Origin of the sequence: Rummeliibacillus pycnus, from assembly GCF_050459865.1 — a bacterium.
Taxonomy (GTDB): domain Bacteria; phylum Bacillota; class Bacilli; order Bacillales_A; family Planococcaceae; genus Rummeliibacillus; species Rummeliibacillus pycnus_B.
On sequence record NZ_JBCMNM010000061.1, the window covers coordinates 1 to 1,872 of the forward strand.

Genomic DNA, 1,872 nt, shown 5'->3' on the forward strand with positions numbered 1-1,872 from the left:
ATTTCATATGAATTTTGCATAATAAAATTGTTTAAATTATTTTATTTATGTTAATTTTTCCTATTTTAGCTATCAAATTCATTTTGATTAGTGTAAACTAATACCATTAGTTAAAAAACAATTAATATTAGTTTTGGAGGAGTAGAAAAATGATAATCACGAAAAATGATTATATATATCAGCTATCTTTTATGCCTCGATTATTTCCTGTGAATTGTTATTTGATTGAAGAGACAGATCGTCTTACACTCATTGATGCAGCGCTCCCTTATAGTGCAAAAAGCATTATAAAAGTCGCACAAAAGATTGGAAAGCCTATTTCGAACATTGTTCTGACGCATGCTCACAATGATCATGTAGGTTCCTTAGATGCATTAAAAGCTTTACTACCAAACGTTCAAGTAAGTATCTCAGCACGGGATGCACTTTTGCTAAAAGGAGATACAACACTTTTGGATGATGAGCCATCTTCTCCAATTCGTGGAGGAATTCCAAAGAAAATTCAAACCAAGCCGGATATTTTGTTGAAAGATGGCAATCTTATCGGTTCGCTCGAGGTTGTTACTGCTCCAGGTCATACGCCAGGTTCTATTGCATTGTTGGATACTCGTAATGGCCATTTAATCGCTGGGGATGCTTTTCAAATAAGAGGAGGAATAGCTGTTTCAGGAGTTCTAAAACCCTTATTTCCATTTCCTGCGCTCGCTACTTGGGATAAGGAAGCTGCAATTGATAGTGCCAAAAAACTTGTGAACCTTAATCCAAGATTACTAGCTGTTGGTCATGGCGTAATGATTGAACAACCAATAAAAATGATGAGTGAAGCTATTGATGAGGCTTCGCGATTACTACAGATTAAATAGGATGTGAAGAAAATGTCTCCACGTATGAATTTAGATTCCAATATTGTACTTCAAAAGGCAGTTGAACTAATTGACGAAAAAGGATTGGATCAATTATCTATCAGTCTATTGGCTAAGGAATTGAATATTCGTCCGCCTTCGCTATATAACCATGTAAATAGTCTTTCAGAATTGAAACAAGCGCTAGCCATTCAAGGTCTTCATAAACTTCATCAATACATGATGAAGGCTGCGATAGGAAAATCTGGTGATGAGGCTATTCGTTCAATTAGCAAATCATATGTTCAATTTGTAAGAGTACATCCTGGGCTTTACGATGCTACCAATCGATTTACTCATTCTGAGGATATAGAATTACAGCAGGCTCAAAAAATGATAGTTGATCTAGTTCTTCAAGTTTTCGAATTTTATCATTTACAACAAGATATGGCTATTCATATGGTGAGAGGATTAAGGAGTATTTTACATGGATTTACGTCGATTGAACAAATGGGCGGATTTGGAATCCCTTTAAATCTTGATGATAGTCTTTCTATTTTGATCAATACCTTTATCGAAGGGATTCATTCTGTAGCCCGAAGTACAACAGACTAAATGGAAAGAGGGCATGAATATGGGCTTTCTCAGCATACTTGAAATGTTGAATATAGGATTACGTTTTATTCTAGAGCTTGTTGGTCTTACTCTATATGGCTACTGTGGATATCGGATGGGAACTACCCCTCTTGGCAAAGGAATACTTAGCATTATCATTCCTATTGCTGTTGCATTTATTTGGGCATTATTTGGTTCTCCACAGGCTAATTTTCCACTGCCACCATTTGTACATCTACTACTAGAATTAGTCATTTTTTTACTACCTGTAGTTTTGCTTATTCGTTTAGAAAAAACGCAAGTTGCATTTATTTACGGAGGAATCTTTATTATTAACAGAGTATTACTTTTTTATTGGCATTCTTAAAGCGAATCAATTTTCGGTTATTAAATACAAATACAAACATTTCAACAC

3 protein-coding genes are annotated in these 1,872 nt (G+C 34.9%); all 3 read left to right on the top strand.

Annotated elements, in window-relative coordinates:
• Window positions 1–149 precede the first annotated feature (149 nt).
• Genes ABE048_RS13280 through ABE048_RS13290 form a run of 3 tightly spaced genes read left to right on the top strand, consistent with a single transcriptional unit; the run spans window position 150 to window position 1,824 of the window.
• Window positions 150–863 carry an MBL fold metallo-hydrolase gene (locus ABE048_RS13280; protein WP_430311737.1) on the top strand — a complete coding sequence of 238 codons (714 nt, stop codon included), beginning with the start codon at window positions 150–152 and terminating at the stop codon, window positions 861–863.
• Window positions 864–875: 12 nt separating this feature from the next.
• On the top strand, window positions 876–1,457 hold the full coding sequence (locus ABE048_RS13285) for a WHG domain-containing protein (RefSeq protein ID WP_430311738.1): 582 nt from the start codon (window positions 876–878) through the stop codon (window positions 1,455–1,457).
• Window positions 1,458–1,476: 19 nt separating this feature from the next.
• On the top strand, window positions 1,477–1,824 hold the full coding sequence (locus tag ABE048_RS13290; protein WP_430311739.1) for a YrdB family protein: 348 nt from the start codon (window positions 1,477–1,479) through the stop codon (window positions 1,822–1,824).
• Window positions 1,825–1,872 lie beyond the last annotated feature (48 nt).

What these genes read in the sequence shown, in the direction of transcription:
- ABE048_RS13280 (WP_430311737.1), top strand. Translation starts at nt 150, where the DNA reads ATGATAATCACGAAAAATGATTATATATATCAGCTATCTTTTATGCCT.
- ABE048_RS13285 (WP_430311738.1), top strand. Translation starts at nt 876, where the DNA reads ATGTCTCCACGTATGAATTTAGATTCCAATATTGTACTTCAAAAGGCA.
- ABE048_RS13290 (WP_430311739.1), top strand. Translation starts at nt 1,477, where the DNA reads ATGGGCTTTCTCAGCATACTTGAAATGTTGAATATAGGATTACGTTTT.